Here is a 2,881-nt window from a genome sequence, read left to right on the forward strand (position 1 = left end):
CCCTGGGGCCACCCCGGGAACTCAAGCGCGAACTGAATCATTACCTCAACCGGTTGCCCATGCGCAGCCAGAAGTTCTCCCTCTTCCCGGCTCTGCTCCAGCAGCTGGCGGACCTGCAGCAACAGGCCCTGACCCTGACCCGGGAAGCCAAGCCCGGCCTCTTGGGCCGGCTGCGGGGTGAGCGGGCGGCGGAACCGGGCTCGAATGAATCCCTGTGCGATGAGATCAATCAGGTGCTCGAAGGCCTGATGAATGCCGTGAACACCGAATATATGGGGCCAGAGACTCTGGAGGGCATGATGGTGCGCCTCAAGCAGGGCATCCCGCTGAACCAGTTGCCGGGCTTTCTTGAGGAAGTGCGGGACCTGATCATGCACTCCTGGCTGGCGGCCAACCGGGTGTTTGCCGGCTACCTCAACTCGGTCAACCGGGAGTTGGCGGAGATCGCGTCCCTGATCAACGGTGCGGCCAATAGCCAGGCCAGCCAGCGCGAGGCGGGGCGCAGCCTGTCCGAGCAGATGGCCGAGCGCTGCGACTCCCTGGCCGGGAGTGTCGAGTCCGCCCGTGATCTGGCGGAACTTAAAGGCCAGGTGGCCTCCCAGTTGGGGCAAATTCGCGAGAGTCTGAACCAATACCAGCGAGCCGAAGCCGACTCGGAGCCGCTCACCGATCAATTGGCCCAGCTTGCCTCCCGGGTCCAGCAGATGGAGCACGAAGCCGAAGAAAACCGGGAGAGCCTCCGTCGCCATCAACACAAAGCGCTGCACGATCCCCTCACGCAACTGCCCAACCGGGAAGCCTATGACGAGCGTCTGGCTCACGAGGTCAAACGCTGGGAGCGCTATGGTCACCCGCTGACCCTGGCGGTCTGCGATGTCGATCATTTCAAGCGGATCAATGATCAGTTCGGTCATCAGGCCGGCGATCGGGTACTCAAGGTGATCAGCAAAGCCATTCGTCGGCGCCTGCGGGAGGTGGACTTCTTTGGTCGCTACGGGGGCGAAGAGTTTGTGATTCTGATGCCGGAAACCCGAGCCCAGGACGCCCTGCAGGTGTTGGATGATGTGCGCGGGGCACTGGCGGATACGGCGTTCAACTATCGCAAAGAGCCCTTGCAGATCACCATCTCCCTGGGTATCTCCGAGTTCAGGGAGGGCGATACCGCCGACCAGGTGTTCGGTCGGGCCGATCAGGCGCTCTACGCGGCCAAGGCCGCGGGTCGCAATCAGTGTCAGATAGGCTAGAATGACGGATTCTGTGCCAGCCGGTTTCCGGTTGGTTATCGGCTTTTGGCCAATGAGGATGTTATGACCCTAATTGCACGGGTAGTGGTGGCGCTTGTGGCCTGGTTACCGGCGGCCGTCATCGCCTCGTCGCTCACCATCACAGTGACCGATGACGGGGGACAGCCACTGGCGGATGCGGTGGTCACCCTCTACGCCGATGACGACCGCTCGAGTACTGAGACGGCCCCCGAGGCGGTCATGGATCAGCGTGATCGCCAGTTCGTCCCCCAGGTACTGGCGGTGCGCACCGGTACCCTGGTGCGCTTTCCCAACAGTGACAACATTCGTCATCATGTGTACTCCTTTTCCCCGGCCAAGCGCTTTGAGCTCAGGCTGTACCACGGCACCACCGCTGAGCCGGTACAGTTTGATCAGCCGGGCAAGGTGGCGCTGGGCTGCAATATTCACGACGCCATGCTCGGCTACATCTATGTGGTGGACAGCGATCGGTTTGGGGTCACGGGCCCCGATGGGAAATGGACTTTCGACGCGCTGCCGGAGGGCGACCTGGAGGTGCAGATTCAACACCCGCGCCTTGCCGAGCCGTTGACCAGGACTCTCACGATCACTGGAGCGTCCCGGAGCGAGACGATTGCGCTGGATGGGTTACAACCCGACCCCCGTCAGCAAGCGCCACAAACCGATCTCGAGCGGTTGTTTGACCGTTAAGGCCAGGGGCTGATCTGATGCGCACTAGCTACCTCGCCAAAGTCCTGTTACTGCTGCTCGGTCTGGTCCTACTGGTCGAGCTGTCCTCCTATACCGCCACCCGACTGGTGGTACGCGACACCGTGACCGACAATGCCCGCCGCGAGTTGCAGCGTGGTGGCGAAGTGTTCGCCGAGTTGATCCAGGCCCGGGCGGAACAGTTGTCCCTGTCGGCGGAGGTGCTCACCGACGACTTCGGCTTCAAGGAGGCAGTGGCGGTGGCCGATGCCCCCACCCTGGTGTCCGCCCTGGAGAACCACGCCGCCCGGATCAATGCCGATATCGCTCTGGTAGCCGATCAGCAGGGCGACCTGGTGGCCAGCACCCAGCCTTTATCCGAGGCCAGTTGGAGCTATCTGCGGCGGTACACCCAGGTACAGGAAGCTCGGACCCAACAGCGCTCACTGATGATTGATGGCCGCCCTTACCAGTTTGTCATCTCCGATGTACGCGCCCCCTTACCCCTGGGTGTGGCGGGCCTGGGCTTTGAAATCGACAACCGGCTGACGGAAACCCTCAAGCGCCTGACCGGTCTGGAAATCTCCTTTGTCAGCCTGGAGGAGGACGGGGCCCGCTATCTGAGCGGCACACTGCCTGGCTCGCAGCGACAGGCATTGCTGGGCTGGTTGAGTGAAAGCTCACCGGCGACCGAAACGGTCATTGCCACCGAGCAACACATGACCCTCATGCTGCCAGTGGCGGAGCAACCCACGCCCTTGGCGGCGGTGCTGCAGGTACCACTGGAACAGGTCATGGCGCCCTTTGCCCGGCTCAACGGCCAACTGCTGTGGATCGCCCTGGGCTTCTCCATCATTGCCGCGCTGCTGGCGGTATTGCTTGCGCGCAGCGTCACCCAGCCGGTGAGCGCGCTGGCCAACGTGGCCCTC

Annotated in this window: 3 protein-coding genes; all 3 read left to right on the plus strand. The window is 62.8% G+C overall.

What is annotated here, in order from left to right; all coding sequences use genetic code 11:
- Positions 1-1,244: GGDEF domain-containing protein (locus B3187_RS00700; protein WP_286804196.1), on the plus strand; the 1,244-nt coding region annotated here is incomplete at its 5' end.
- A 63-nt stretch (positions 1,245-1,307) separates the two neighbouring features.
- Positions 1,308-1,955, plus strand: a complete 648-nt coding sequence (locus B3187_RS00705; protein ID WP_286804197.1) for a methylamine utilization protein — start codon at positions 1,308-1,310, stop codon at positions 1,953-1,955.
- A 17-nt stretch (positions 1,956-1,972) separates the two neighbouring features.
- Positions 1,973-2,881 (plus strand): cache domain-containing protein (locus tag B3187_RS00710; RefSeq protein ID WP_286804198.1); only part of this gene is annotated, 909 nt, incomplete at its 3' end.

This window comes from Marinimicrobium sp. UBA4209, from assembly GCF_002381585.1.
In the GTDB taxonomy this organism is placed as follows: Bacteria; Pseudomonadota; Gammaproteobacteria; order Pseudomonadales; family Cellvibrionaceae; genus Marinimicrobium; species Marinimicrobium koreense.